The sequence below is a fragment of the Rhodovulum sp. P5 genome (assembly GCF_002079305.1).
In the GTDB taxonomy this organism is placed as follows: domain Bacteria; phylum Pseudomonadota; class Alphaproteobacteria; order Rhodobacterales; family Rhodobacteraceae; genus Rhodovulum.
Genome location: NZ_CP015039.1, coordinates 1,522,433 through 1,547,724, shown reverse-complemented (window position 1 = coordinate 1,547,724; position 25,292 = coordinate 1,522,433). Strand labels below are relative to the sequence as shown.

The 25,292-nt window shown below is 65.3% G+C and carries 26 protein-coding genes and 1 other RNA gene; 15 read left to right on the top strand and 12 right to left on the bottom strand.

The window, feature by feature from the left end:
* The first annotated feature begins 9 nt into the window (after positions 1 to 9).
* The 13 genes from RGUI_RS21145 to folD all read left to right on the top strand — a co-directional run bounded on the left by RGUI_RS21145 (position 10) and on the right by folD (position 13,646).
* A complete protein-coding gene (locus RGUI_RS21145; RefSeq protein WP_156882900.1) occupies positions 10 to 1,608 on the top strand; it encodes a hypothetical protein in 1,599 nt (532 codons plus the stop codon).
* Positions 1,605 to 2,012, top strand: coding sequence for a tol-pal system-associated acyl-CoA thioesterase (gene ybgC, locus RGUI_RS07565; RefSeq protein WP_081532491.1), 408 nt, complete (start codon positions 1,605 to 1,607; stop codon positions 2,010 to 2,012). Before RGUI_RS21145 ends, ybgC begins: the two co-directional genes overlap by 4 nt.
* 100 nt (positions 2,013 to 2,112) lie before the next feature.
* The gene (tolQ, locus tag RGUI_RS07560) at positions 2,113 to 2,808 is read left to right on the top strand and encodes a protein TolQ (protein ID WP_081532490.1); all 696 of its coding nucleotides are present in this window, start codon (positions 2,113 to 2,115) and stop codon (positions 2,806 to 2,808) included.
* Positions 2,809 to 2,811: 3 nt separating this feature from the next.
* Entirely contained in the window at positions 2,812 to 3,288 is a 477-nt protein-coding gene (tolR, locus tag RGUI_RS07555; protein WP_081532489.1) for a protein TolR, read from the top strand.
* Positions 3,289 to 3,300: 12 nt separating this feature from the next.
* Complete coding sequence (locus RGUI_RS07550; RefSeq protein WP_081532488.1) at positions 3,301 to 4,491, top strand: hypothetical protein; 1,191 nt, start codon at positions 3,301 to 3,303, stop codon at positions 4,489 to 4,491.
* Between the two features lie 2 nt (positions 4,492 to 4,493).
* Entirely contained in the window at positions 4,494 to 5,816 is a 1,323-nt protein-coding gene (tolB, locus tag RGUI_RS07545; RefSeq protein ID WP_156883070.1) for a Tol-Pal system beta propeller repeat protein TolB, read from the top strand.
* A gap of 76 nt (positions 5,817 to 5,892) precedes the next feature.
* Complete coding sequence (gene pal / locus RGUI_RS07540; protein WP_081532486.1) at positions 5,893 to 6,402, top strand: peptidoglycan-associated lipoprotein Pal; 510 nt, start codon at positions 5,893 to 5,895, stop codon at positions 6,400 to 6,402.
* A gap of 11 nt (positions 6,403 to 6,413) precedes the next feature.
* Positions 6,414 to 7,235, top strand: coding sequence for a tol-pal system protein YbgF (gene ybgF / locus RGUI_RS07535; RefSeq protein ID WP_081532485.1), 822 nt, complete (start codon positions 6,414 to 6,416; stop codon positions 7,233 to 7,235).
* Positions 7,226 to 8,470 (top strand): tRNA lysidine(34) synthetase TilS, encoded by a 1,245-nt coding sequence (gene tilS / locus RGUI_RS07530; RefSeq protein ID WP_253798997.1) that lies wholly within the window; start codon positions 7,226 to 7,228, stop codon positions 8,468 to 8,470. The genes ybgF and tilS overlap by 10 nt, the downstream gene beginning before the upstream one ends.
* An 81-nt stretch (positions 8,471 to 8,551) precedes the next feature.
* The gene (gene ftsH, locus RGUI_RS07525; protein ID WP_081532484.1) at positions 8,552 to 10,462 is read left to right on the top strand and encodes an ATP-dependent zinc metalloprotease FtsH; all 1,911 of its coding nucleotides are present in this window, start codon (positions 8,552 to 8,554) and stop codon (positions 10,460 to 10,462) included.
* Between the two features lie 227 nt (positions 10,463 to 10,689).
* Positions 10,690 to 12,366, top strand: coding sequence for a formate--tetrahydrofolate ligase (locus RGUI_RS07520; protein WP_081532483.1), 1,677 nt, complete (start codon positions 10,690 to 10,692; stop codon positions 12,364 to 12,366).
* A 72-nt stretch (positions 12,367 to 12,438) separates the two neighbouring features.
* A complete protein-coding gene (locus RGUI_RS07515; protein ID WP_081532482.1) occupies positions 12,439 to 12,747 on the top strand; it encodes a chorismate mutase in 309 nt (102 codons plus the stop codon).
* Positions 12,744 to 13,646, top strand: coding sequence for a bifunctional methylenetetrahydrofolate dehydrogenase/methenyltetrahydrofolate cyclohydrolase FolD (gene folD, locus RGUI_RS07510; RefSeq protein WP_081532481.1), 903 nt, complete (start codon positions 12,744 to 12,746; stop codon positions 13,644 to 13,646). The genes RGUI_RS07515 and folD overlap by 4 nt, the downstream gene beginning before the upstream one ends.
* Before the next feature lie 9 nt (positions 13,647 to 13,655).
* On the opposite strand, the gene RGUI_RS07505 is transcribed toward folD, so the two are convergent.
* The 9 genes from RGUI_RS07505 to gatC all read right to left on the bottom strand — a co-directional run bounded on the left by RGUI_RS07505 (position 13,656) and on the right by gatC (position 19,854).
* Positions 13,656 to 14,213: a hypothetical protein gene (locus RGUI_RS07505; protein WP_156882899.1), complete on the bottom strand. Its 558-nt coding sequence runs from the start codon at positions 14,211 to 14,213 to the stop codon at positions 13,656 to 13,658.
* Between the two features lie 156 nt (positions 14,214 to 14,369).
* Complete coding sequence (rpmG, locus tag RGUI_RS07500; RefSeq protein ID WP_008034579.1) at positions 14,370 to 14,537, bottom strand: 50S ribosomal protein L33; 168 nt, start codon at positions 14,535 to 14,537, stop codon at positions 14,370 to 14,372.
* A 101-nt stretch (positions 14,538 to 14,638) separates the two neighbouring features.
* Positions 14,639 to 15,355 (bottom strand): tellurite resistance TerB family protein, encoded by a 717-nt coding sequence (locus RGUI_RS07495; RefSeq protein WP_172841103.1) that lies wholly within the window; start codon positions 15,353 to 15,355, stop codon positions 14,639 to 14,641.
* 143 nt (positions 15,356 to 15,498) lie between these two features.
* On the bottom strand, positions 15,499 to 16,206 hold the full coding sequence (locus tag RGUI_RS07490; protein WP_081532478.1) for a tellurite resistance TerB family protein: 708 nt from the start codon (positions 16,204 to 16,206) through the stop codon (positions 15,499 to 15,501).
* A gap of 97 nt (positions 16,207 to 16,303) precedes the next feature.
* Positions 16,304 to 16,684, bottom strand: an RNA gene (gene rnpB, locus RGUI_RS07485) — RNase P RNA component class A.
* A gap of 11 nt (positions 16,685 to 16,695) precedes the next feature.
* Positions 16,696 to 17,382 (bottom strand): N-acetylmuramoyl-L-alanine amidase, encoded by a 687-nt coding sequence (locus RGUI_RS07480; protein ID WP_253798994.1) that lies wholly within the window; start codon positions 17,380 to 17,382, stop codon positions 16,696 to 16,698.
* A 5-nt stretch (positions 17,383 to 17,387) separates the two neighbouring features.
* Positions 17,388 to 18,035, bottom strand: a complete 648-nt coding sequence (locus tag RGUI_RS07475; RefSeq protein ID WP_081532477.1) for a hypothetical protein — start codon at positions 18,033 to 18,035, stop codon at positions 17,388 to 17,390.
* Between the two features lie 38 nt (positions 18,036 to 18,073).
* Positions 18,074 to 19,561 carry an Asp-tRNA(Asn)/Glu-tRNA(Gln) amidotransferase subunit GatA gene (gene gatA, locus RGUI_RS07470; protein WP_081532476.1) on the bottom strand — a complete coding sequence of 496 codons (1,488 nt, stop codon included), beginning with the start codon at positions 19,559 to 19,561 and terminating at the stop codon, positions 18,074 to 18,076.
* Between the two features lie 5 nt (positions 19,562 to 19,566).
* Positions 19,567 to 19,854, bottom strand: coding sequence for an Asp-tRNA(Asn)/Glu-tRNA(Gln) amidotransferase subunit GatC (gatC, locus tag RGUI_RS07465; protein WP_081532475.1), 288 nt, complete (start codon positions 19,852 to 19,854; stop codon positions 19,567 to 19,569).
* A gap of 186 nt (positions 19,855 to 20,040) precedes the next feature.
* On the opposite strand from gatC, the gene purU reads away from it, so the two are divergent.
* Complete coding sequence (purU, locus tag RGUI_RS07460; protein WP_081532474.1) at positions 20,041 to 20,901, top strand: formyltetrahydrofolate deformylase; 861 nt, start codon at positions 20,041 to 20,043, stop codon at positions 20,899 to 20,901.
* A gap of 713 nt (positions 20,902 to 21,614) precedes the next feature.
* Here the strand turns inward: purU and RGUI_RS07450 are convergent.
* Positions 21,615 to 21,956: a zinc ribbon domain-containing protein YjdM gene (locus RGUI_RS07450; RefSeq protein ID WP_081532472.1), complete on the bottom strand. Its 342-nt coding sequence runs from the start codon at positions 21,954 to 21,956 to the stop codon at positions 21,615 to 21,617.
* Between the two features lie 17 nt (positions 21,957 to 21,973).
* A complete protein-coding gene (gene trpS / locus RGUI_RS07445; RefSeq protein ID WP_081532471.1) occupies positions 21,974 to 22,996 on the bottom strand; it encodes a tryptophan--tRNA ligase in 1,023 nt (340 codons plus the stop codon).
* Positions 22,997 to 23,077: 81 nt separating this feature from the next.
* Between trpS and RGUI_RS07440 the strand changes: the two genes are divergently transcribed.
* Entirely contained in the window at positions 23,078 to 23,764 is a 687-nt protein-coding gene (locus RGUI_RS07440; RefSeq protein ID WP_081536007.1) for a rhomboid family intramembrane serine protease, read from the top strand.
* Here RGUI_RS07440 and murJ read toward each other — a convergent pair.
* Positions 23,755 to 25,248 (bottom strand): murein biosynthesis integral membrane protein MurJ, encoded by a 1,494-nt coding sequence (murJ, locus tag RGUI_RS07435; protein WP_081536006.1) that lies wholly within the window; start codon positions 25,246 to 25,248, stop codon positions 23,755 to 23,757. The two genes, RGUI_RS07440 and murJ, sit on opposite strands and share 10 nt — an antisense overlap.
* Between the last annotated feature and the right edge of the window lie 44 nt (positions 25,249 to 25,292).

The window sequence follows — 25,292 nt, the reverse complement described above, 5'->3', positions numbered from 1 at the left end:
GGCGTTCGCGTGTCAAGCGATGTTTGGCTTACTCGGTGCCATTTTGATCATCTTCCAATCTTTAAGTCGGCTGAATTTTCCTCTATTGGCCTGGACGATAGTTTTCTCCCGGGTCTTGATGCTGGCCGCTTGAGCGTGCGAGGAAGTGTTCTCCTTCGCAATGCTGATGTAAATGGCGAGCTTTCTTTTATGAACGCAAGCCTGGGCGTTGACCTAAATTGCACTGGGGCAAAAATTACTTCAAACGGCAACGGTTACGCTCTGTTGGCTGATGGTCTTGAGGTTAAGGGCGGCGTATTCTTGGATAAAACTTGTGTTACGGGGGAAATAAGGCTCGTCGATGCCCGTATGGGGTGGGGTTTGAACTGTGTGGCAGCCGACCTTAAGCCCGGGGAGAGTGGGTATTCTCTGAATGCAGAGCGCATTACTGTCAACGGAGGTGTTTTCTTAGAAAGGGTTTCATCCAAAGGAGAGCTTCGACTTTTAGATGCGAGCATTGGAGGGAACTTGATCTGTTCGAAGGCGAGTGTGAGTGCTATTGACGGTGGAATGTCCCTTAATGCTAGCAGCGTGTCTGTAGGTGGCAGTGTAATTTTTGATAGTTTTCAGTCAGAAGGGGAAATAGAATTTTGCCATGCGCGAGTTGGAAAAAGCCTGGTTTTGGGCAATGCCAGATTGAGACCTGGGAAGTCAGGGTTCGCGTTGTCACTTTTACATGTGGAATGTGCCGGTAGCCTTGTAGTGGGGGAGAGTGCTGCGATTGACGGCTTTCTCGATTTGAGCGCAAGCCGATTTTACGGAATACATGATACAAGTTGCGGATGGCCCGGGCCGGGGAAACTGATGCTAGATCGTTGCGAGTATGGTTCATTTCTTTCAAGTTCGCCGGCGTCTGCTGCTGCGCGTCTGAAATGGTTGGCCCTTCAAGATAGTTATTTTCCAGAGGGCGATTTCCGCCCTCAGCCCTATGAACAGTGCGCCAAGGTGCTACGTGAGATGGGGCATGGGGCTGACGCTCGTGCGATCCTGATCGAAAAGGAGAGGCGGCAGCGCGCGGCTCGCCGGCTGCGATTACGAAAAGTGCGTCGCCACCATGTCGCGCTCTGGCTCGGTTTCTGGGATGTCGTTCTCGCCGGCACGGTCCGCTATGGTCGCCAGCCCTTTCTGGCCTTTGCATGGCTGTTCGGCCTTTGGGCGCTGGGCGTGGTGGTCTTTCAGCAGGCCGCGGAGCGCGACGCCATCAAGCCCAACAACGCCTTTGTCCTGCGCAGCGCCGAATGGGCTGCCTGCCATCCGGGCTACACCAACCAAGGCACCGACCCTAAACTTGCCCCCCGCAACTCCGGCACCACCCAACTTGCCTGTTTCCTGCAACAACCCGAGGCGCAGTCCTACCCCCGCTTCAACCCGTGGGTCTATTCCGCCGATACGCTGCTGCCCATCGTCGATCTGGAGATGCAGGGCTTCTGGATTCCCGATGAAACCGCCTCCGCCCTCGGGCGGGGCGCGCGGTATTTCCTGTGGGCGCAGATCGCGCTGGGCTGGGCCTTGTCGCTGTTGGCGGTTGCGGGTTTTTCTGGCCTTGTGAAGACGGACTCCACCACATGACCCACACCTACCAACTCCGCGTCTATTACGAAGACACCGATCTTGCCGGCATCGTCTATTACGCCAATTACCTGAAATTCATCGAACGGGCGCGGTCGGAATGGGTGCGGGAGCTGGGCGTCGATCAGGCCCGGCTGAAGGCGGAGGAGGGCATTGTCTTCGCCGTGCGGCGGGTGGAGGCGGATTACCTGTCCCCCGCCAAGTTCGACGACCTTCTGACGGTGGAAACGGCGCTTGCGCAACTGACCCCCGCGCGGCTGATCCTTGACCAGGCGGTGTGCCGGGGGGCGGATCGGCTGTTCACCGCCCGCGTCACCCTTGTGACCCTGACGGCGACCGGGCGGCCCACGCGGCTGCCGGCAGAGTTTCGCCGAGTGCTGGAGGGCGCCGGGGCGCAGGGCTGATCCGTTGACGCGGTTGTGTTGGCAATGATCGCGGAAACCGGGTAGGTTCGGCCCAACCGGCGGCGAGCCCAAGAAACGCCCCTAACCGCGAGCAGGCAGAATGGAACCCGATACCCTTGCGATGGCGCAGGAGATTGACTTCTCCCTGCTGGCCCTTTTCGTGCGCGCGACCTTCACCGTGAAACTGGTGATGCTGGTGCTGATCGCCGCCTCGTTCTGGTCATGGGCGATCATCATCCAGAAACTGATCGCCTTCCGCCGGGCGCGGGCCGAGGCCGACAGTTTCGACGAGGCGTTCTGGTCGGGGGACCCGCTGGACGAGTTGTTCGAGACGCTGGGCCCGGACCCCGCCACCGCGCCGCAGAAGATCTTTGCCTCCGGCATGGTGGAATGGCAGCGCAGCCACCGGCAGGACGGCGGCCTGATCGCGGGGGCCGCCGCCCGGATCGACCGGTCGATGGACGTGGCCATCGCCAAGGAGGCGGAGCTGCTGAATGGCGGGCTGTCCTTCCTTGCCACGGTCGGCTCCACCGCGCCATTCGTTGGGCTGTTCGGCACGGTCTGGGGCATCAAGCACGCGTTCGAGCAGATCGCGCTGCAGCAGAACACCAACCTTGCCGTGGTCGCCCCGGGCATTGCCGAGGCGCTGGTCGCGACCGCGCTGGGCCTGCTGGCGGCGATCCCGGCCGTGGTGTTCTACAACAAGCTGTCGGCGGACAGCGACCGGATCGTCGGTGGCTATGAATCCTTCGCCGACGAGTTTTCCACCATCCTGTCGCGCCAGCTGGACGCCTGAGGGATGGGGGCCGGGTCCTCTCCGCGCAACGGATCGGGCGGGCGGCGTCTGCGCGGCCATCGCCGTCACCCCCCGGCCATGTCAGAGATCAACGTCACCCCGATGGTGGACGTGATGCTGGTGCTTCTGATCATCTTCATGGTGGCTGCGCCGCTCTTGACCGTGGGCGTGCCGGTGGAATTGCCGAAAACCGCGGCCGATGCGCTGCCCGCCGCGCAAGAGGCCCCGCTGACCGTGACGCTGACGGCCGATGGCCGGCTGGTGGTCCAGGAAACCGAGGTCGAGCCGGCCGCGTTGATCCCCAAGTTGCGGGCCGTGGCGGCGGAGCGGCGGGACGACAAGATTTATCTCAGGGCCGATGGATCGATTGCCTATGAGCGGGTGGTGCAGGTGATGGGCGCGTTGAACGCGGCTGGTTTTCGCGACATCGGTCTGGTGACCGATACCGGCGGGCCGGCGATGGACGGCCGGGACGAGTAGGGCAGGGCGTGCATGAACACCGGCACCTATATTTCGGGCGGGATGCATCTGCTGCTGATCGCATGGGTGCTGCTGGCCGGGTTGTTCGCCGCGCCGCCGCCGAAACCGATGCAGGTGACCGACGTGACGATCCTGTCGGGTGAGGAGTTTGCAGCGTTGATGGCGCCCGCGGCCGCCCCGCGGGCCGAACAGGCGGTCGACCTGCCCCAAGCCCCCGAGGAACCGACCGCGACCCGTCCGGTTCCGGCGCCGGAGGTCCGCCCGGAGCGGCCCACCTTGCCGGAGCGTCAGACGCCGGTGGACCCCGACATCGCACCCGATACCAGCGGGTTGGTGCCCTTGCCGGAGGCCGAAGTTGCCGAGACCGTGCCGCCTCCCCTTCCGCCGGAGATGGCCGAGGCACCAGAGGCGCCGCTGCCCGACACCGCCCCGCCGCGTCCGGCAGAGCGGATCGCGCCCGAACCGGCAAGGCTGCCCGATGATGTGGCGATCGCGGATCTTCCCACCCCGTCGGTTCGTCCCGACCCGGCCGCCGTTGTGCCCCGGTCGCCCGAGGAGGCCGCCGCGCCCGAGGACGCCACGACCGAAATCGTGACCGAGGCCGAGGAACGGCCGCAAACCGGGCGCGCGCTTGCGTCCTCTCCCCGTCCGCGCAGTCGCCCGGCCCGGCCTGCCGTGGCCGAACCGCCGGTGGAAACGCCGCCCGACGAGCCCGCGGAGCCCGGCCTGCCCGTGGAAACGGCGGAAACCGCGCCTGAACCGACCCCTGAGCCAGAGCCGGAAACGGACACGCTGGCCGCTGCCGTCGCCGATGCCGTTGCCGCGGCCCTTGCCGCGCCGGATGTTCCGCGCCCCGGCGCAGGTGTGGCATCAGAGGGCCCGGTGCTGACGGCGGGCGAGCGCGATGCGCTCCGGATCGCGGTCTCTCGCTGCTGGAATGTCGGCGCGCTGTCGTCGGAGGCGCTGGCGACGACGGTGGTCTTGGGCGTGGACATGCAGGAAGACGGGCATCCCCTGACCGAAACGATCCGTCTGGTGTCGTGGACCGGTGGGCCAGAGGCCGCGGCGCGGCAAACCTACGCCTCCGCCCGGCGGGCGATTATCCTGTGCGGCGCGCGCGGGTTCCCCCTTCCGCCCGAGAAATTCGATCAGTGGCGCGAGATCGAGATGACCTTCAACCCCGAGAATATGAGGGTGCGATGACGATGCGTGTGGTGCTTTGGGCGGTTGTTCTGGGCTTGGGCTTTGCTTTCGGGGCGGTGACGGCCGGGGCCGCGCCCCTGCGGATCGAGATCGACGAGGGGATCATCGAGCCCTTGCCCTATGCCGTCCCCGGTTTCGTGGCCGAGAATGCCGCGGCCCAGGACTATGCCCGGGACATCGCACAGGTGATCGCGGGCGACCTGAACGGCAGCGGTCTGTTCCGGAAGATCGCCGAGAACGCCTATCTTTCGACGGTGACGAATTTCGACAGCCCCGTGCAATATGCCGACTGGAAGGCGATCAATGCGCAGGCGCTGATCACCGGGGCGGTAAGCGTCGGCAGCAATGGCCGGCTGACCGTCAAGTTCCGCCTGTTCGATGTCTTTGCCGGGGCACCGCTGGGCGAGGGGCTGCAATTCGGGGGCTCCACCTCCAGTTGGCGGCGGGTCGCGCACAAGGTCGCGGACGAGGTCTATCGGCGGATCACCGGCGAAGGCGGCTATTTCGACAGCCGCGTGGTGTTCGTGGCGGAAAGCGGGCCGAAGAACGCGCGGACCAAGCGGTTGGCCGTGATGGATCAGGACGGCGCAAATGTGCAGGACCTGACCGATGCCTCATCGCTGGTGATTGCGCCGCGGTTTTCGCCCGCGGGCGACCGGGTGCTTTACACCAGCTATGAGACCGGTTTTCCCCGCATCTATCTTCTGGACATCGCGACCGGGCGCCGCCGGGCGCTGGACGACCAGCCCGGCACCATGACCTTTGCGCCGCGGTTTTCGCCGGATGGGCGCGGCGTGGTGTTCTCGCTCAGCGATGGGGGCAATACCGATCTCTTCACGCTCGACCTGCAATCGGGGCGGCGCCAGCGCCTGACCAGCGCGCCGTCGATTGAAACCGCCCCCAGCTTTGCGCCGGACGGCTCGCGCATCGTTTTTGAAAGCGACAGGTCGGGCACCCAGCAGCTTTACGTCATGCCCGCGGGCGGGGGGGAGCCGCGGCGGATCTCTTTCGGGCAGGGGCGTTATGGTACGCCGGTCTGGTCGCCGCGGGGGGATCTGATCGCCTTTACCAAGCAGAACGGCGGGCGGTTCCACATCGGCGTGATGCGCACCGATGGGTCGGAAGAACGCCTGCTGACCGCGTCGTTCCTGGACGAGGGGCCGACATGGTCTCCCAACGGCCGGGTCATCATGTTCACCCGCGAAAGCGCGGGTGCCACGGGGGCGCCTGCGCTGTATTCCGTCGACATTACCGGCCGAAACCTGCGCAAGGTGCCCTATGCCGGCGCGGCGTCGGACCCGTCATGGTCGCCGCTCTTGCCGTAAGGGGCCACATTTTCAAATCTTAACGCGGCTGGTAGGATGCCGCCCGGCTGGAACTTTCAAGACAGGACTTTCACGCATGACACCGATTGCGAAAAGCGCAGCAATTCTTGCAGCCCTCGCCCTTGCCGGCTGTTCCACGCCAGAGCGGTTCATGACCGGCGGTGGGGGTGCGGGCGCCGGGGGCGGGTCCGTGGCGATGGGCGACCCGTCGAACCCGGCCTCCATGGCCTATTTCACGCAGACGGTGGGCGGCCGCGTGTTCTTTGCCGTCGATCAAAGCAGCCTGTCGGCCGAGGCGCGCGACACGCTGGAACAACAGGCGCGCTGGCTGATCGCCAACACCGGCTACAGCGCCGTGATCGAGGGGCATGCCGATGAACAGGGCACGCGGGAATACAACCTCGCGCTCGGTGCGCGCCGGGCCAATGCGGCACGGGAGTATCTCGTCTCCCGCGGGGTGTCGCCCACACGGCTGCGCACCGTGACCTATGGCAAGGAACGCCCGATCGAGGTCTGTTCGGTGGAGTCCTGCTATGCCAAGAACCGCCGGGCCGTTACGGTCCTTTCGGCCGGTGCGGGTAGCTAAGGGGCGGGTTCATGCGGATTTCGGCACTTGTTCTGGCGGCGGTCCTGGCAATCGGCGGTGATGCGGGCGCGATGGCCCAGTCGCGCGAGCAGACGCTTGCCGATATCCGGCAGGAATTGTCGGTGCTGTTTGTCGAGATGCAAAAGCTCAAGCGGGAACTGTCCACGACCTCGGGCCCGACACCGCCCGGCGGGGCATCGATCCTGCAACGTGTCGACGCGCTTGAGGACGAGCTTCGGCGCCTGACCGCCGAGACCGAGGAACTGGAACACCGCCTGAACCGTGTGGTCGAGGACGGCACCCGCCGCATCGGCGATCTGGAATTCCGGTTGGTGGAGCTGGAAGGCGGCGATGTCAGCCGGCTTGGCGCAACGTCGACCCTCGGCGGCGGGGAGTTGCCGCCGGCGCCCGCGCCGCAAGCCCCCGACAGCGCAGGCGGGGCAGAACTGGCGGTGGGCGAGCGTATCGATTTCGATGCCGCCCGGCAGGCCTTGGAGGAGGGCCGGAACGCCGAGGCCGCCGCCCTGTTCCAAACCTTCAATGACACCTACCCCGGCAGCCCGATGTCGGCCGAGGCGAACTATCTTCGGGGGCAGGCCCTGTCGGCGATGGGAGAGACATCGCAGGCGGCGCGCGCCTATCTGGAAAGCTTTGCCGGGAACCCCAACAGCCCCCATGCCCCCGCGTCGCTCCTGCAGCTTGGCATGGGCCTTCGGGAACTGGGCCAGACGCGAGAGGCCTGCGTGACGCTTGGCGAAGTCGTCAACCGCTTTCCCGCCGCCCCCGAGGCGAAGACGGCCGCGACCGAAAGCGGCAGGACCGGGTGCAACTAGGCCACATCGAAACGCTGTTGGAACAGGCGCTGTCGCCGCTTTGCGACGGGTCGGCGCCCCTTGGTGTCGCGGTGTCGGGGGGCGGCGACTCCATGGCGCTGTTGCATGCGCTGGCGGCAAGGCGCGCGGCCGGTGGCGGGGCGCTGCAGGCTGTCACCGTCGACCACGGATTGCGCCCCGAAGCGGCGGCAGAGGCGCAGTTCGTGGCCGAGACATGCGCAAGGCTGGGCGTGCCCCACGACATCTTGCACTGGACGGGCTGGCAGGGGCGCGGCAACCTGCAGGACGCCGCGCGCCGGGCGCGGCAACGGCTGATTGCCGACTGGGCTGCGGCGAAGGGTATTGCCCGTGTCGCCTTGGGGCACACACGGGACGATCAGGCGGAAACGGTTCTGATGCGACTGGGCCGCGGGGCCGGGGTGGACGGCTTGTCCGGCATGGCACCGATGCGAACGGCGCTGGGGGTGGTCTGGCTGCGTCCGTTTCTGGACACCCCGCGGGCGGTGTTGCGGCGCTATCTGTCCGATCACGGGCAGGCCTGGGTCGAGGATCCCAGCAACGACGATCTGCGGTTCGACCGCGTACAGGCCCGCCGGGCGTTGGAGATGTTGGCCCCGCTTGGCGTGACCGCCGAGGGGCTTGCCGCGACGGCCGCGCGTCTGGCGGATGCGCGGCAGGCGCTGTCCGCGGTCGCGGCCGAAACGGCGGATCGGATTGCCCATGTCGACCGGGGCGATGTCCTGATCGATGCCGCTGGCTTGGCGGCGCTTCCGGGCGAAATCGCGCGCCGCCTGATCAACGCGGCCCTTTGCTGGGTGGCAAGCGCAGAGTATCCGCCGCGGGCCGACGCGCTTGGGGGCGTGTTCGGGGTGCTTGAATCGTCCGGGCGCGCCACGCTTCACGGATGCTTGATCGACAGGGGCCGCACGCACATCAGGATTGCGCGGGAATACGCGGCGGTGCGTGGTACAGTATGCGTGGCAGATCGGACATGGGACGGGCGATGGACGCTGACCGGCCCGGCCAAGGGCGATGAAGAGGTCCGTGCCCTAGGCGAAACGGGGCTTGCACGCAGCCCGGACTGGCGCGCGGTGGGCCTTCCGCGGGCTTCCCTGCTGGCCTCTCCTGCGCTATGGCGGGGCGAAGAACTGATCGCGGCACCCTTGGCGGGACTGTCAAATGGCTGGACGGCGTCCGTTTCCACCCTGTTCATCGAACGTTTAGTCGCGCATTGAACAAGGGCTGCCAATCGCTATCTTAGGCCAACGGGTATGCGCGGGGCGCGCGTGTGCCCAACGAAATGTAAGGAGAAGTCTGTGGGCAACGCGAGACAAATTGCCTTTTGGGTCGTCCTGTTTCTTCTGATTCTGGCCTTGTTCAATCTTTTCAGCGGCGGCCAGGGGACGATGTCGTCCCGTCAGATCAGCTATACCGAGTTCCTGCAAAGCGTCGACAATGGCGATGTGTCCAGCGTCACGCTGGATGGCGAACGCGCCGTGATCCGGCAGGCCGACGGGTCGACCGTGACGGCAATCGTGCCGCAGGGCGCGGACGTCACGCAGGAGCTTCTGGACAGCAATGTCGACGTCCGGGCCGAGCCGCAGGAGCAGAACGGCATCCTCGCCTATATCGGCACGCTTCTGCCCTTCATCATCCTGATCGGCATCTGGATCTTCCTGATGAACCGGATGCAGGGCGGCGGGCGCGGCGGCGCGATGGGCTTTGGCAAGTCCAAGGCGAAGCTGCTGACCGAAAAGCATGGCCGGGTGACCTTCGACGATGTCGCCGGCATCGACGAGGCCAAGGAAGAGCTGGAAGAGATCGTGGAATTCCTGCGCAACCCGCAGAAGTTCAGCCGCCTTGGCGGCAAGATCCCGAAAGGTGCGCTGCTGGTGGGCCCCCCGGGCACCGGTAAAACGCTGTTGGCGCGCGCCATCGCGGGAGAGGCGGGCGTGCCCTTCTTCACCATCTCGGGTTCCGACTTCGTTGAGATGTTCGTCGGCGTCGGTGCATCCCGCGTGCGCGACATGTTCGAACAGGCCAAGAAGAACGCGCCCTGCATCGTCTTCATCGACGAGATCGACGCCGTGGGCCGGTCCCGTGGCGTCGGCTATGGCGGCGGCAATGACGAGCGCGAGCAGACGCTGAACCAGTTGCTGGTGGAAATGGACGGCTTCGAGGCCAACGAAGGCATCATAATCGTCGCCGCTACCAACCGGCCCGACGTTCTGGACCCCGCGCTCTTGCGCCCCGGCCGGTTCGACAGGCAGGTGCAGGTGCCGAACCCCGACATCAAGGGCCGCGAAAAAATCCTAGGCGTCCATGCCCGCAAGGTGCCGCTGGGCCCGGATGTCGACCTGCGCATCATCGCGCGCGGCACGCCCGGTTTCTCGGGCGCTGACCTTGCGAACCTCGTGAACGAGGCGGCGCTGATGGCTGCCCGCGTGGGCCGGCGTTTCGTGACGATGGAGGATTTCGAAAACGCCAAGGACAAGGTCATGATGGGGGCCGAACGGCGGTCCATGGTCATGACCGAGGACGAAAAGAAGCTGACCGCCTATCACGAGGCGGGCCACGCCATCGTCGGCCTGAACGTTCCCCAGCACGATCCGATCCACAAGGCGACGATCATTCCGCGGGGCCGTGCCCTTGGGCTGGTGCTCAGCCTGCCGGAGCGCGATCAGCTTTCGGTCACCTACACCAAGTACAAGTCCAAGATCGCGATGGCGATGGGCGGTCGCGTTGCCGAGGAACTGATCTTCGGCAAGGAGAACGTTACCTCTGGTGCGGCCTCGGACATCCAGCAGGTGTCCAAGATCGCGCGCGCCATGGTCACGCAGTTCGGCTTTGCCGAGGAACTGGGCTATGTCGACTATGCCAACGAGCAGGAGAGCTATCTGGGCGCCTATGGCGGCGGTCAGAACCACTCTGCCGCCACGCAGAAGGTGATCGACGACAAGGTCAAGGAGATCATCGACGAAGGCTATGAGACGGCCAAGCGCATCCTGACCGACAAGAACGACGATCTTGAGCGGCTGGCGCAGGGGCTTCTGGAATACGAGACGCTGACCGGACCTGAAATCATGAAGGTCATCAACGGTGAGCCGCTGAACCGTGGCGATGACGAGGACACCCCGCCGCAAAGCGGCAACGCGCCCTCGGTCACGGCGATCCCGAAGACCAAGCCGCGGTCGAAGCCGGGGCTTGAACCCGAACCGTCGGTCTGACCGAACGCCCTTTCCGAAAGCCCGCCGCATCCCGATGCGGCGGGTTTTTTCTTGGTCGGATGATGGCGGCAGACCCGTCCACAGCCTGCCAGTTCATGAAGGGCCGGGTGCATTCCATCGGGTCTGAAACAGACCACGGCCCGGTTGCATGCGGTCTGGTCTGGCGCTTGCCGGCGGGTTGTTGAAAGGTATGTGTAAAAGCAGACGTCCTAGGGGAGGAGGGGCAAATGACCGCGAAGACGGATATCGAGATTGCAAGGGCCGCATTGAAACGCCCGATTCAGGAAATCGGCGCGGAGCTTGGCATTCCGGCAGAGGCGCTGCTGCCCTATGGCCATGACAAGGCCAAGGTCAGCGCGGATTTCATCGCGGGGCTGTCTGACCGGCCCTCGGGCAAGTTGATCCTGGTGACCGCGATCAATCCGACACCCGCGGGCGAGGGCAAGACGACAACGACAGTGGGCCTGGGTGACGGGTTGGCCCGGCTGGGCAAGAAGACCGCGATCTGCATCCGCGAGGCATCCCTTGGCCCGTGCTTCGGCATGAAGGGCGGGGCCGCGGGGGGCGGCTATGCACAGGTCGTCCCGATGGAGGACATGAACCTTCATTTCACCGGCGATTTCCATGCCATCACCAGCGCGCACAACCTGCTGGCCGCGATGGTGGACAACCACATTTACTGGGGCAACGAACTGGAGATCGACCAGCGCCGGGTGACGTGGCGACGGGTGATGGACATGAACGACCGGGCGCTGCGCGACATCGTCTGTTCGCTGGGCGGCGTGGCCAACGGTTTCCCGCGAGAGACCGGTTTCGACATCACGGTCGCCTCCGAGGTCATGGCGATCCTGTGCCTTGCCACCGATCTGGCCGACCTGCAACGGCGCTTGGGCGATATCATCGTCGGCTATACGCGAGAGCGCGAGCCGGTCTTTGCCCGCGACCTGAAGGCCGATGGCGCAATGACGGTGCTGTTGAAGGACGCGATGCAGCCCAACCTCGTCCAGACGCTGGAGAATACGCCGGCCTTTGTCCATGGCGGGCCCTTTGCCAACATCGCCCATGGCTGCAACTCGGTCATCGCGACGACGACAGCCCTGAAGCTCGCCGACTATGTCGTGACCGAGGCCGGCTTCGGTGCGGACCTGGGGGCAGAGAAATTCATGAACATCAAGTGCCGCAAGGCGGGGCTGTCCCCCGCGGCGGTTGTGATCGTGGCAACCGTCAAGGCGCTGAAGATGAACGGCGGCGTGGCGAAGGAGGCCCTGAAGGCCGAGGATGTGGAGGCCGTGAAACGGGGCTGCGCCAATCTGGGCCGCCATATCGAGAATGTGCGATCCTTCGGCGTTCCGGCCGTGGTCGCGATCAACCACTTCGCAGGCGATACCGAGGCGGAGATCGCGGCCGTCGAATCCTATGTCGCCCGCCACGGCAGCGAGGCGATCCTGTGCAAGCACTGGGCCGACGGCGGCGCGGGGATCGAGGCGCTGGCGCATCGCGTCGTGGACCTCGCCGGGCAGGACCACCACACATTCGCGCCGCTTTATGACGATGACGAGCCTTTGTTCCACAAGATCGAGGTCATCGCCAAGCGCATCTACCGCGCCGATGAGGTTCTGGCCGACAAGAAGATCAGCGACCAGTTGCACGCGTGGGAAGCCGCCGGCTATGGGCACCTGCCGATCTGCATGGCCAAGACGCAGTATTCCTTCTCGACCGACCCGAACCTGCGGGGCGCGCCCGAAGGCCATTCCGTGCCGGTGCGCGAGGTGCGCCTGTCCGCGGGGGCGGGCTTTGTCGTGGTGATCTGCGGCGAGATCATGACCATGCCGGGCCTGCCCAGCCGCCCGGCGGCCGAGGCGATCGGCCTGAATGATCTGGGTCAGGTCGAGGGGCTTTTCTGAAGGCGGATTGCAGCCCCCGCGCCCCCGCTGTAACAGGGGCATGACCGGATCTGGGTAAAGGAGCGCGAAGTCATGACCCCGCCCGAGGCCTGCCAGAACATGAAGGATCTGCGCCTTCAGATCGATACGCTCGATGCCGAGATCGTGTCGCTTCTGGCCCGGCGCGCCCGGTTCATCGACCGGGCTGCGGAACTGAAACCCGGCGAGGGCCTGCCCGCGCGGATCGGGGCGCGGATTGACGAGGTCATCCGCAATGTGCGCCATCACGCAGGCAAAGAGGGGCTTGACCCAGACCTTGCCGAAACGATGTGGCGCGAGTTGATCGAATGGTCGATCCACCGTGAAGAGGCGGCAATGGCGGACGGGAAGAAACAGGCATGAGCGCGACACTGATCGACGGCAAGGCTTTCGCGGCCAGCATCCGGGAGCGTGTGGCCGGGCATGTGGCCCGGTTGAAGGACGACCATGGCCTGACCCCGGGCCTGGCCGTGGTTTTGGTGGGCGAGGATCCTGCAAGCCAGGTCTATGTGCGCAACAAGGGCAAACAGACCGAAGAGGCCGGCATGGCCTCGTTCGAGCATCGCTTGCCAGTGGACACGCCAGAGGCCGATCTGCTGGCCCTGATCGCGCGGCTGAACAGGGATGCGGCGGTGCATGGCATTCTGGTGCAACTGCCCCTGCCGGATCATATCGACGCGGCCAAGGTGATCAATGCCATCGACCCGGCCAAGGATGTCGACGGCTTTCACATCTCCAATGTCGGGCTTCTGGCGACCGGGCAAAAGGCGATGGTGCCCTGCACGCCGCTGGGTTGCCTGATGATGCTGCGCGACCATCTGGGCGATCTTTCGGGGCAGGAGGCCGTCGTGGTCGGCCGGTCGAATATCGTGGGCAAGCCGATGGCGCAGCTATTGCTGAGCGACAGTTGCACCGTCACCGTTGCCCATTCCCGCACCCGCGATCTGGCAGAGGTGTGCCGGCGGGCGGACATTCTGGTCGCCGCGGTGGGGCGCCCGCAGATGATTCCGGGTGACTGGATCAGGCCCGGCGCGACGGTGATCGATGTGGGCATCAACCGCATCCCTGCGCCGGAACGGGGCGAGGGCAAGACCCGGCTGGTGGGGGATGTCGATTTCGACAGCGCGGTGAAGGTGGCTGGCGCCATCACGCCGGTGCCGGGCGGGGTCGGGCCGATGACCATCGCCTGTCTTCTGGCCAATACCGTGACCGCCTGCTGCCGGGCGAACGGTCTGGAGGAACCCGAGGGGCTGACTGCCTGAGGCGGGCGGCTACTTCGACGGGATGATCGAAACCGCGAGGGCGTCTTCGATCACCACAAGAACCCGGTCCTCGGGCTTGCGGGAGGCTGCGAATGACCAGAATTCCCGCGGTACGTTGACATGGCGATAGCTGCCGTCCGGCATGCGGATATTGGCGATCTTCTCCTCCCGGTCATAGGAGATCAGATCGACCACCATCGATTCGACCTCTCCACCCATTGTGGCGGGGCTTTTGCCCGCCGGTGCGCGCTGGCCGAAACGCTCCACCCGCCGGTCGCCTGGATCGCCGGGGGCCGCCATGGACACCGCGATGAAATCGTAGTGGTTGAGCTGGACCTTGTCGCCGACCTTGATCTGGTCGAAATTGCGCACTGCGGGGCTTGCGCGGTATCGGATTGTGCTCTCCGGTGTTTCGACGACAAAGCGGCGGCTGGCCGGATTGATGGATTGGACGATCCCGGCGACCGTCGTCGTCTCCACCCGTTCCGCGCTGTTCGTCGCAGGCAGGCAGCCGGACAGCGCGACCGCCAAGGACAACGCCGCAGCGGCAAGCAGTGGCTGGTGCATCGGGACCTCCCCCATTCGTCTCTTCCGACAGAACGGGGCGCCGGGCGCCTTGTCAAGCGACCGGGGGCGATTGCGCCTTGATGCACCCGATGCCGAGAGAATGCAAAAAGGCCGCCCCGAAGGAGCGGCCTGATCAGGAAACCCGATCGGGAAGGCTTACTTGATCTTGCCTTCCTTGTATTCCACATGCTTGCGGACCACGGGATCGTATTTCTTGACCACCATCTTCTCGGTCATCGTACGGGCGTTTTTCTTGGTTACGTAGAAATGCCCGGTGTCCGCGGTCGAGTTCAGGCGGATCTTGATTGTTGTCGGCTTCGCCATGTTACATCTCCGTCGCGCGGGCGGCGGCGGGCCACCCGAAAAATCCATGAGCCGAGACTTCTAGCGATCTGGGCCCGCGAGTCAAGCGGGTTCTCGCGCCGCTACTCCAGGATTTGCGGCAGGCGCATGGCCTTGTGAATCCGCTGGCGGGCGGCGGCGCCCAGTTTCAGTTCGGCGGCCAGCCGGTCAAGATAGGCGATCTCGACAGGCGTATCCACGCGCGTCGTCACGGCCGAGACGGCATAGACCTGCGTGCGCTGATGCGTGCCGGTATCGGCGGCCAACGCGGCGGGATCGACCGGGCGGGCCAGTTCCGCCTCGACAAAGGCCTGTTCTTCCGCACTCATGTCGCCGAGGACCTCCATGATCCGGGCGCGTTCGCCGGCGTCGATCTCTCCATCGCAGCGCGCGGCCTGGATCATCGCGCGGATCAGGTGCTTGGCGTTGTCTTCCATCATGCCCGAGGGCGGTTCGCTGCTGCTGAGCGCGCTCATCATGTCGCGGGCCGTGCCCGACCCGGCCCATGCCGCACCGCCAAGGGCAGCCATTAGCCCGCCAAGACCCAGAAGCGCGTCGCCACCGGCGCCGCGCGCCCGGCCCCCCAGCATGGCCACGTTTTCCTTGAAGGCATCGGCACCGCCGGGTACCTGCATCCGGGTCAACAGTGCGCCCACCTGCGATGCGATCGCGGCCCCGGAGGCGGCCGACTTCATCGAATTGGCGAGGCCCGCACCGCCGCCGCGCTGGCTGAATTTCTCTACGCCCTTGGCCGCAGCGTAACTTACGGCGAGGGTGGCCAATGTCCTGACAAAGCTCATGCTGTTCGCTGTCCCTTTTCCAACCGGCATTGCGGAATGCCCTTGGGCATCCAAGCATCAGCTTAACGGGCGGGGCCAAGCGGCCAAGGGTTGACGATGTCGCGCGGGCGGCGAGCCTTTGCCCCCGCCCGCACGCGCCCGGATCAGGCGGGCAGACCCATCTGGCCGTGAATGCGCGCGACTGTCGCGGGGTCAAGGCCAAGGGCAGAGGCAAGGTTTTGCAGATAGGCCGTCTCTGACGGGGTGTCCACGCGGATCGCCATGGCGGCGGTGGCATAAACCTGCGCCCGCATCGCCTCTGACGTGTCGTTGGCCAATGCCATCGGGTCGACGGGCGCGTTCATTTCGGCCTCGACAAAGGCGCGCTCCTCGGCAGAAATCTCGCCCAGATGTTCCATGATCTTGGCTTGTTCCTCGGCGTCGATCTCGCCATCGGCCTTGGCGGCCTGAAGCATCGCGCGGATCATCAGCTTGGCGTTTTCCTCCAGTGTCGCGGTGGCGGCGGTCGTGCCGGTCATCGCGTCCATCATCTGCGCCGCCTGGGTGGAGCCCGCCGCGGTCGCGCTGCCGAAGGTCTTCATCAGCCCGGCAAGCCCCGCAGAGGCAGAGTCGCTTGCCCGTGCTGTCGTCTCGTTGAACTGCGCGACCATGTTGTCAAAGGCCGCGGCGCCGCCGGGCACGCCCATCCGCTCCAGCATCGTGCCGAACTGGCCGGACATCTGCGACAACTGTTCGTTGTTCTTCATCGCGTCCTGAAGACCGGCCATGCCGCCCATCTTTCGATATTGGTCGATACCCTTGGCTGCGGCATAGCCCGCCGCTAGCGTGGCGAGGGTTCTTACAAAGCTCATGACAATTCTCCCTGCGTCCGTGGACCGGACTCCCATCTCCGGGGCAAAGCGTACCCGCCCGGGGGCAGCGTGACGACGATTCGATGGGCGGATATGAATGCGCGGACGGCCTGTAAGCCGGATTCTGTCCACCCCGAACCGTGATCCGGGGCTGGATGACCATTCCTCTGCGCGCATCGTTGCCGATACGCTCTAGCTGCCAACCCGGACCCCTGGGCCGAAGCTGCCCTGCACGCGCGGTGCGCGGGGTCCCTATTCGGCATTGCTCCCGGTGGGGCTTGCCGTGCCGGTCCTGTTGCCAGTCCCGCGGTGGGCCCTTACCCCACCGTTTCACCCTTACCCCCGCAGGCGGGGGCGGTCTGTTCTCTGTGGCGCTGTCCCTGGGGTTTCCCCCGCCGGGCGTTACCCGGCACCGTCGCTCCGTGGAGTCCGGACTTTCCTCGACCCCTGACGGGACCGCGGCCATCCGGCCATCCGCGCCTTGGCGACTTAGGAGACGCGCGCCCCGCGGTCAACCGGGAAGCGTCGGGCCAGGTCGCGCGCCTGCCCCATGTCGGTGGTGTCGAGCGGCCCATCCGCCCAAGGGCGAAAGCGTTGCCGGAACGCCGACAGGACAAGCCCCGTGTCCCAGTCGGGGCCATAGCCGATCTGCGTCGTGGCCTCGCGGAATGCAACGGGGTCGGCGGCTGCGTCTGGCGCCGCGTCGGGCCAGACGGCCAGACCCTGCCACGCCAGCCGCCGCCAGTCGAAGCGGGGGCCCGGATCGGCCTTGCGGTCGGGTGCCATGTCCGAATGCCCGATCACCCGCTCGGGCGGGATCGACCAGCGCGCCATGATCCCGGCAAGCAGGGTGTCCAGCGCCCCCATCAGCGGGGCGGAAAATGGCTGCTGCCCGTCATTGTCGAGTTCGATGCCGATGGCGTGGGAATTGATATCCCGTACCGCGCCCCAGACCCCGATGCCCGCATGCCAGGCGCGGTCCGCTTCCTCCACCAACTGAAAGACTTGCCCGTCCCGCGCGATCAGGTAGTGGGCCGAAACCTCGGCCGTCGGGTCGCACAGGCGGGCAAGGGCGGCCTCGGCATCGACCATCGCCGTGTAGTGCAGGACGACCATGTCGGGGCGCACACCGCCGCGCCGCGGCCCGAAATTCGGAGAGGGCCGCCATGTTGCCATCGGTGCTATCGCAAGACGCTTCGGAACGGAGCGGGGTCCCAGAAACAGGCAAAGCCGTCCCCGTCGGGGTCAAGGCCCAGACGGTCGCGCTCTGGCCCGCCGGCTTTCAGGAATGCTTCCTGTGCCTTGTCGGCAGAGGCGTAGCGGCCGCATTTCCGCTCCACCTGCGATGCGCCGAAGGGGTTGAGGCGGCGATAGCGCGACTCACCCACCCGGTTGGTGGTGGCCAGCGCATATTCCACGATATTCGGCCCGGTCGCGCCACTGCGGGCGGGCAGGGGCTTCGGTTCCACGACGACGTAGTTTTCACGCTGCGCCTGAAGGCGGGCGCGGTCGTCCTGAATCGTGACACGGGAGCTGACCGCGGCGAAGTTCTGCTCGTCCGACAGGCCGGGGTTGTTCGTCGTGATGGCCACATCGGAGGGATCAACCGGCGTGGTCGCGTCGAGTGGGTTTTCGATGACCGCTGCGGTTCCGGTCACATCCAGCGGGGCCACCGTCACGGGATCGGCCCCCTCTCCGCTCAGGGCCTGTTCGCGCTGGACGGCATAGGCACCGTAGCTGTCATATCCGACCCCGGCCGCGGAATCGGACAGTTGCGTATTGCAGGCGGCCAGCGCAAAGACCGCCAGAAGCGTCAATCCGGAACGCATGGGTTTATCCTGCTCTTGCCTTGCGTTGGGCAGGATACTTACCACCATTGCGCGGGTTTGGAAACAAAGCCCGCCGCGCGCTCAAGAACCTGTGCGGTGTTCAGCAGGTCCCCTTCCTCCCACGGGCGGCCGATCAGTTGCAGGCCCAGCGGCAGGCCTTGACGGTCGATCCCCGCCGGCACCGAGATGCCGGGAAGCCCCGCAAGGTTCACGGTCACCGTGAACACGTCGTTGAGGTACATGCTGACCGGGTCGGCCTCTGCCATCTCGCCCAGCCCGAACGCGGCGGACGGCGTGGTGGGCGTCAGGATCGCATCGATGCCATCGGCGAAGACCGTCTCGAAGTCGCGCTTGATCAGGGCGCGGACCTTGCGGGCGCGGTTGTAATAGGCGTCGTAGAAGCCCGCCGACAGGACGTATGTCCCGATGATCACCCGGCGCTGCACCTCGTGGCCGAAGCCCTCGGCCCGGGTCTTTTCGTACATCTGCACGATGCCGTCGCCCTGGGCCAGCTTCGCCCGGTGGCCATAGCGCACCCCGTCATAGCGGGCGAGGTTCGAGGACGCCTCGGCCGGCGCGATGACGTAATAGGCGGGCAGGGCGTATTTCGTGTGGGGCAGCGAGATATCGACGATCTCGGCGCCCGCGTCTTTCAGCATCTCGGCGCCCGTGTGCCACAGCGCCTCGATCTCATCGGGCATGCCGTCCATGCGGTATTCCTTGGGGATACCGATTTTCTTGCCCTTGATGTCGCCGGTCAGCATCGCCTCGAAATCCGGTACGGGGATATCCGCGCTGGTCGAATCCTTCAGGTCGTGACCGGCCATCGCGCCCAGCATGATGGCGCAGTCCTCAACCGTCTTGGTCATCGGCCCCGCCTGGTCGAGCGAGGAGGCGAACGCCACGATTCCCCAGCGCGAGCAGCGCCCATAGGTGGGCTTCAACCCGACAATGCCGGTAAAGGCCGCGGGCTGCCGGATCGACCCGCCGGTATCGGTGCCCGTCGCCGCAAGGCACAGATCGGCCGCCACGGCGGAGGAGGAGCCGCCAGAACTGCCCCCCGGCGTCAGGGCGGTGTCGTCATTGCCGCGCCGCCACGGGTTGATGACGTCGCCATAGGCGCTGGTCTCGTTCGACGATCCCATCGCGAACTCATCCATGTTGAGCTTGCCCAGCATCACAGCGCCCGCATCCCACAGGTTCTGCGTGACGGTGGATTCGTATTCGGGGCGGAAGTTCTCAAGGATGTTGGACGCCGCCTGGGACGGCACGCCCCTGGTGCAGAACAGGTCCTTGATCCCCAAGGGCAGACCGCACATCGCCGGGGCGTCGCCGGCGGCAATCCGGGCGTCGGCGGCTTTTGCCTGCTCCAACGCGATTTCGGGGGTCTTGTGAACGAAGGCGTTCAGCGCATCGGCCCCGTCGATCGCGGCAAGGCAGGCTTCCGTCAGCGCAACCGAGGTGGTTTCCCCCTTGCGCAGCGCGTCGCGGGCCCCGGCAAGGGTCAGTTTCGTCAGATCGCTCATCGGTCTTACTCCACCACCTTGGGAACCGCAAAGAACCCCTCGCGCGCGTCGGGCGCGTTCGACAGGATCTTGTCCTGCATGCCGCCATCGGTCACTTCGTCCTGCCGCCGCTTCAGCCGCATCGGCGTGACCGAGGTCATCGGTTCCACCCCCTCGACATCGACCTCGTTCAACTGCTCCATGAAGGTCAGGATGCCCGAAAGCTCATTCGCCAGTGCGGGCAGGTCGTCTTCCTTCACGGCGATCCGGGCCAGATGCGCCACGCGCCGCGCGGTGTCGATGTCGATGGACATGGGCGGTGCCCCTTTCGTTGCTCGGAAAATCTCGGTCCCGCGTTTAGCCCCGCACCGCCCCGTCTGCAAGAGCGGCGCCGATGTCGCGCCCGTCCTCCAAAGCGGCGGCAGTGGAATGGCGCTTGCCCCCGCGGTGCAGGCTTTCTAACACGCAACAGCCGCTGTCCGAACGCCAAAGGATTTCCCATGCCCTCCAGCCATTTCATCATGACGCTGACCTGCGACGACCAGCGCGGGATCGTCGCCACCGTGTCGAACGCGATTACCGCCCTTGGCGGCAACATCCAGGACAGTGCGCAGTTCCGCGACCCCGAACACAACCGGTTCTTCATGCGCATCGCCTTCGAGACCGAGGAACCGCACGAGCCCGAGGCCGTGGCCGCCCGCCTGAAACCGGTGACCGCCGCCTATGGGATGGCATCGGACGTGGTCGATGCCGAGCGAAAGCCGAAGATCGTTCTGATGGTGTCGAAATTCGACCACGCGCTGTTGCACCTGCTCTACCAGATCCGCGTCGGCTGGATGGAGGCCGAGGTCGTCGCCATCGTCTCCAACCACGAAGAAAGCCGCGCCACGGCCGAGGCTGCGGGCATCCCCTACCATGTCTGGCCGGTCAACAAGGACAACAAGGCCGAGCAGGAGCAGAAGCTTCTGGACCTCGTGGCCGAGACCGGGGCGGAACTGGTGGTGCTGGCGCGCTACATGCAGGTGCTGTCGGACAATCTCAGCCGCGCGCTGGCGGGCCGCGTGATCAACATCCACCATTCCTTCCTGCCGTCCTTCAAGGGCGCGAAGCCCTATCACCAGGCGCATGAGCGCGGCGTGAAGCTGATCGGGGCAACGGCGCATTACGTGACCGCCGATCTGGACGAAGGCCCGATCATCGAGCAAGAGACCGAGCGGGTGAACCACGCCCTGTCGGCCGAGGACTACGTGGCCGTCGGCCGCGACATCGAAAGCCGCGTTCTGGCCCGGGCCGTCCGGCTGCACCTGCAACGGCGGGTGCTTTTGAACGGGCACAAGACGGTGGTGTTCATGCGGGGGTGAAAGCCGAAATCACCAGTCCAAACTCGGTTGCTACGTTCAAATGGAGTGCTCAAGCGCACGCTACTTCGGATCTTGTGGTTTCACCGGTAGTTTGAACTGGACGCCTGCAAGGCACAAACACTCCCTGCAAGCGCGCAATGTTCGGTGCGAAACGTCTAGTTGACGATCAAGATTACTATGATGACTGCGAAAAGGGCGACGATCATGCCCAACAGAAAACCAGCCTTCGTCGGGATTCTGACCTCCCGTCGACCAGCTTCGCTGGAAAACGTGATCTGATGGGAGTCTGTTGTTGCCCTTTTGCGTTCAGGGGGTGTGTCAGTAACCTCCAGGACACCTCTGGTTTGTATGATGCCATCGTGTGGCGACATGTGAAACTCCTTATCCATGTCCAGACTGAGGGGGCGTCGTTGGTTCGGGCCACCCTCAGTCGCCACTTTATGTCTGCGCCGATTAAGGCTGGCCTATGCTACCGAAGCATCGGCGGCATTTTTTCATTGAGGGCACACGTTTTCGCAGAGCCCCGTTGGTAGAGCTTTAGTTGCTTGGAGCCTTCCTTAGGGTAGAATACCGGTATGCCAGCCAAGGTGACTGCGCATGTCCGACGGCCCGGCGACAGAAGTTACGCGGGCCGGCCTGATCCCTGCCAGTTGGGGAGGTCGTCAAAGCGATGGTTTTTCGGCCCCGCGCCATGTATGCCCCGGTTGCGTAACCTAGTCTGAAACCTTCTTCACGAATTCCGATTTCAGGCCCATCTGGCCGAAGCCGGGGATGGTGCAGTCGATATCGTGGTCGCCCCCGACCAGACGGATGTTGCGGACCTTGGTGCCGATCTTGAGCATCGAGGACGATCCCTTGACCTTCAGCCCCTTGATTACCGTCACGGTGTCGCCGTCCTTCAGGACATTGCCGACGCTGTCGCGGATCTCGGGGCCCGCATCGGGTTCGGCGTCCGCCGACCATTCATGCCCGCATTCCGGGCAGGTCAGCAGTGCGTCCATCTGGTAGGTATAGGTAGAGCCGCATTCGGGGCAGGGGGGCAGGGTGTCGGTCATGGCCGGGGTCCTTCGGGTTATGCGCCGACCATGCCGACGATTTCATAGGTGCGCTTGAGGATCGGCGCGGCGATTGCGTTGGCCTGCTCCGCGCCGTGGGCAAGGATGCGGTCGATTTCCGCGGGGTCCTGCATCAGGCGGCTCATCTCGGTCGAGATCGGTTCCAGCCGCGCCACCGCCAGATCGGCGAGCGAGGGCTTGAACGTGCCGAATTGCTGGCCGCCATGTTCGGCGATCACCTGTTCCGGCGTGGTCTCGGCCAGTGCGGCGTAGATGTTGACGAGGTTGCGCGCCTCGGGCCGGCCCTCCAGCCCCTCGACGGTGTCGGGCAGGGGTTCGGGGTCGGTCTTGGCTTTGCGGATCTTCTTGGCGATGGTGTCGGCATCATCGGTCATGTTGATCCGGCTCATATCCGAGGGATCGGATTTCGACATCTTCTTGGACCCGTCGCGCAGGGACATCACGCGGGTCGCCGCGCCCTCGATCACCGGCTCGGGGATCGGGAAGAACTCCGCCCCGAAATCGTTGTTGAACTTGGTCGCGATGTCGCGGGCCAGTTCGACATGCTGTTTCTGGTCTTCGCCGACCGGCACATGGGTCGCATGATACACGAGGATATCGGCGGCCATCAGGGCCGGGTAGGCGAACAGGCCCAGAGAGACGTTCTCGGAATTCTTCCCGGCCTTGTCCTTGAACTGGGTCATCCGCTGCATCCAGCCCAGACGGGCGACGCAGTTGAAGATCCACGCAAGCTGCGCATGGGCCGCCACCTGGGACTGGTTGAACAGAATCGACCTGGTCGGATCGATGCCGCTGGCGATGAAGCCGGCGGTCAACTCCCGCGTGGCATGGGTCAGCTTTTCGGGGTCCTGCCAGACAGTGATCGCGTGCATGTCGACGATGCAATAGACCGTCTCGATCCCGCCCTTGTCCTGGGTTTCGCTGAAGCGCTTGAGCGCGCCCAGATAATTGCCCAGCGTCAGCCCGCCCGAGGGCTGGATGCCGGAAAAGACGCGCGGTGTGTGGACCACCTCGGCCATGATGCGATCTCCGTCTGGAATTATATGCTTCGCTCGCTTACCCATGCGGCGTCACACCGTCAACCGGAGGCCCCGTGCGCCATGATGCCCGACCCCAACGCCCCGCCGATCAATCCGCTGCCCACGGTGGTTTGGATTCTGGCCATTCCCGTCATGGGGGTAGAGGCGCTGATCAGCCTTGGTGAGCAGGGGCTGATCGGCGGTCCCGGGGCCGTGGGCTGGCGGCTGGCCGCGTTTCAGGACTTCGCCTTCAGCGGGCAGGTCTTCGACTGGATGCTGGCCAACGGACGATACCCGCCGCAACAGCTGATGCGCTTCGTGACCTATCCGTTCATCCATGCCGGGGCCACGCATGCGCTGTTCGTGACGGTTTTCATCCTTGCGCTGGGCAAGATGGTGGGAGAGATCTTTCGGGCCTGGGCGGTGCTGGCGGTGTTTTTCGGGGCCGCTTTCGTCGGGGCGTTGGCCTATGGTCTCTTGTTGAACGATCCGATGCCGTTGATCGGCGGCTATCCCGGGGTCTACGGCTTGATCGGGGCGTTCACCTTCGTGATGTGGGTCCGGCTGGCGGGGACCGGTGCACATCAATACCGCGCCTTCACGCTGATCGGGCTCCTGCTGGGTATCCAGTTGGTCTTTGGCCTGCTCTTTGGTGGCAGCAAGGACTGGGTCGCCGATCTGGCGGGGTTCCTGACCGGCTTTACCCTGTCCTTCTTCGTCAGCCCCGGTGGGTGGTCCCGCGTCTTGGCGCGGATGCGTCACCGCTGACGGCGCAGGGCGGCTCGGAACTCCGACAGGCGGAACGCGCCGACCAGATGGCCAAGGCCGAAATAGGCCGTCATTCCAATCAGGATCAGCACGGCCAGCGCGCCATAGCGGACGGTGCCCGCCTGCAGCCACGGGGCCAGCACGCCCGCCGCCGCCCACAGAACCCCACCCATCAGGACCGAGGCCAGAACGATACGCCCCGCGCGCTGGACAAATCGGTCGTCCAGGGATGCGGCATCGCCCATCGCGCGAGAGCCACGCCACAGCAGGACAACCATCGCCCAACCCGCAAGCGTCGTGCCGAAGGCCGCCGCGATATAGCCGATCAGGGGCGCAAGACCGATGGCGACGATGGCATTCACGGCCAACGCCCAGAGCGCGTAGTAGAACGGCCGGCGCGTATCTTCGCGGGCGAAATAGAGCGGTTGCAACACCTTCTGGATCACGAAGGCCGGCAGTCCGGCGCCATAGACCGCGACCGCCAGCGCAGTCGCCGCGGCATCCGTGGCATCGAAGGCCCCGCGTTGGAACAGGACCGACACGATGGGCCCCGGGATCACCGCCAGCGCCACGGCCGCAGGCACCGTCAACGCCAGTGCCATTTCGCCCGCGCGGTTGACCGCGTGGCGCCCGCCTGCCGTGTCCCCGGCCCGCAGCCGACGCGACAGATCGGGCAGCAGCACCACGCCGATGGCAATGCCCACCACGCCCAGCGGCAATTGGTACAAACGGTCGGCATAGGACAGCCACGCCACCGCGCCTTCGAAGAAACTGGCCACCTGCCGCCCGATCATCAGGTTCACCTGCACCACGCCCCCGGCCAGGGCCGCGGGGGCGGCGATGATCGCAAGGCGCTTCAACTCCGGCGTCAGGCGCGGGCGGCGGAGCGTCAGCGGAAACCCCGCCCGTGCCGCGGCGTGCCAGACCAGCGCGAACTGGGCCACCCCCGCGACCGGCACGGTCCAGACCAGCGTATCGCCGATGGGCCACCCCGCCCAATGGGCGACCGTCATCGCGACGATGAAGAGCACGTTCAGCAGAACCGGCGCGGCAGCGGCGGCCATGAACCGGCCCGTGGCGTTCAGAAGACCCGACAACAGCGCCGCCAGCGAGATGAACAGTACATAGGGAAAGGCGATGCGGCCATAGACCACCGCCAGATCGAACCGCTCATCGGCCACGAACCCGCCCGCCATCGCCAGCACCAGAAGCGGCATGGCGATCTGCGCGGCCAGCGTGAACAGGATCAGAACACTTGCCAGCCCCGAAAACGCATCCCGCGCGAATCCCAGCGCGTCTTCCTCGCCCTCCAACTTTTTGGAGAACATCGGGATGAAGGCCATGTTGAACGCGCCCTCGGCAAAGAAGCGGCGGAACATGTTGGGCAGCGAAAAGGCGATCAGGAACGCCTCTGCCACCGGCCCGGCACCCAGAAAGGCCGCGATCAGGATGTCGCGTACGAAACCGAGGATGCGGCTGGCCATGGTCCAGCCGCCAACGGTGACAAAGCCCGATAGCAGGCGAATGG

Bases quoted from the DNA above. Each gene is read 5' to 3' on its own strand.
- purU (WP_081532474.1), top strand. From the start codon at position 20,041: ATGCCCTCCAGCCATTTCATCATGACGCTGACCTGCGACGACCAGCGC.
- rpmG (WP_008034579.1), bottom strand. From the start codon at position 14,537: ATGGCGAAGCCGACAACAATCAAGATCCGCCTGAACTCGACCGCGGAC.
- pal (WP_081532486.1), top strand. From the start codon at position 5,893: ATGACACCGATTGCGAAAAGCGCAGCAATTCTTGCAGCCCTCGCCCTT.
- RGUI_RS07490 (WP_081532478.1), bottom strand. From the start codon at position 16,206: ATGAGCTTTGTAAGAACCCTCGCCACGCTAGCGGCGGGCTATGCCGCA.
- ybgC (WP_081532491.1), top strand. From the start codon at position 1,605: ATGACCCACACCTACCAACTCCGCGTCTATTACGAAGACACCGATCTT.
- RGUI_RS07520 (WP_081532483.1), top strand. From the start codon at position 10,690: ATGACCGCGAAGACGGATATCGAGATTGCAAGGGCCGCATTGAAACGC.
- tolQ (WP_081532490.1), top strand. From the start codon at position 2,113: ATGGAACCCGATACCCTTGCGATGGCGCAGGAGATTGACTTCTCCCTG.
- gatC (WP_081532475.1), bottom strand. From the start codon at position 19,854: ATGTCCATCGACATCGACACCGCGCGGCGCGTGGCGCATCTGGCCCGG.
- murJ (WP_081536006.1), bottom strand. From the start codon at position 25,248: ATGGCCAGCCGCATCCTCGGTTTCGTACGCGACATCCTGATCGCGGCC.
- ybgF (WP_081532485.1), top strand. From the start codon at position 6,414: ATGCGGATTTCGGCACTTGTTCTGGCGGCGGTCCTGGCAATCGGCGGT.
- RGUI_RS07450 (WP_081532472.1), bottom strand. From the start codon at position 21,956: ATGACCGACACCCTGCCCCCCTGCCCCGAATGCGGCTCTACCTATACC.
- RGUI_RS07480 (WP_253798994.1), bottom strand. From the start codon at position 17,382: ATGGCAACATGGCGGCCCTCTCCGAATTTCGGGCCGCGGCGCGGCGGT.
- RGUI_RS07440 (WP_081536007.1), top strand. From the start codon at position 23,078: ATGATGCCCGACCCCAACGCCCCGCCGATCAATCCGCTGCCCACGGTG.
- tolB (WP_156883070.1), top strand. From the start codon at position 4,494: ATGCGTGTGGTGCTTTGGGCGGTTGTTCTGGGCTTGGGCTTTGCTTTC.
- RGUI_RS07505 (WP_156882899.1), bottom strand. From the start codon at position 14,213: ATGCACCAGCCACTGCTTGCCGCTGCGGCGTTGTCCTTGGCGGTCGCG.
- folD (WP_081532481.1), top strand. From the start codon at position 12,744: ATGAGCGCGACACTGATCGACGGCAAGGCTTTCGCGGCCAGCATCCGG.
- RGUI_RS07495 (WP_172841103.1), bottom strand. From the start codon at position 15,355: ATGAGCTTTGTCAGGACATTGGCCACCCTCGCCGTAAGTTACGCTGCG.
- RGUI_RS07550 (WP_081532488.1), top strand. From the start codon at position 3,301: ATGAACACCGGCACCTATATTTCGGGCGGGATGCATCTGCTGCTGATC.
- RGUI_RS07475 (WP_081532477.1), bottom strand. From the start codon at position 18,035: ATGCGTTCCGGATTGACGCTTCTGGCGGTCTTTGCGCTGGCCGCCTGC.
- trpS (WP_081532471.1), bottom strand. From the start codon at position 22,996: ATGGCCGAGGTGGTCCACACACCGCGCGTCTTTTCCGGCATCCAGCCC.
- gatA (WP_081532476.1), bottom strand. From the start codon at position 19,561: ATGAGCGATCTGACGAAACTGACCCTTGCCGGGGCCCGCGACGCGCTG.
- RGUI_RS07515 (WP_081532482.1), top strand. From the start codon at position 12,439: ATGACCCCGCCCGAGGCCTGCCAGAACATGAAGGATCTGCGCCTTCAG.
- tolR (WP_081532489.1), top strand. From the start codon at position 2,812: ATGGGGGCCGGGTCCTCTCCGCGCAACGGATCGGGCGGGCGGCGTCTG.